The 478-nt window shown below is 32.2% G+C and carries 1 pseudogene; it reads right to left on the bottom strand.

Going from position 1 to position 478, the window contains the following annotated elements:
- Positions 1-216: pseudogene (locus tag AB4232_RS22750) on the bottom strand (hypothetical protein); the annotation flags it as partial.
- Between the last annotated feature and the right edge of the window lie 262 nt (positions 217-478).

Here is a 478-nt window from a genome sequence, read left to right as displayed (position 1 = left end):
TGTTAATCTGTTAATCTGCGCCAAAATAGAATAGGTATGCTCTTTTATCATTCGATTATCACAATCCAAATCAAGCAAACGCACGCTTCGAAGAGTTGGACTATCATAAGACTTGTAATTGACGACATTTAGGTCGTAATAGGTGTCATCAAAAACATATAACGCTGAAATACGACAGGAAGATAACATAGCAGTGATAGCATAATTCTTTCCCAATATATCTCATTCAACATCTTACCTTCATATACCACCTCTTACTTTACGCCTTAAATTAGCTTGCATTTTGGCTTCAATATAAGCAACAAACCTTTTAATAATATTGTTTCTTCGACCACTTTTGTTAGAATTCGAAAGTCTATGCTTAGCAGATATGTACTTTAGATAGTCTACAGTATGCCCACATTTATTCCTTAATATATATTCAACATTAAACATATTTTCATAAGGTTACTTGATCATTCGTATTCTTCATTTATAC

This window comes from Vibrio sp. 10N.286.46.A8 (assembly GCF_041470165.1).
GTDB lineage: Bacteria > Pseudomonadota > Gammaproteobacteria > Enterobacterales > Vibrionaceae > Vibrio > Vibrio tasmaniensis_A.
This window is presented reverse-complemented; position numbering and strand designations above follow the sequence as displayed.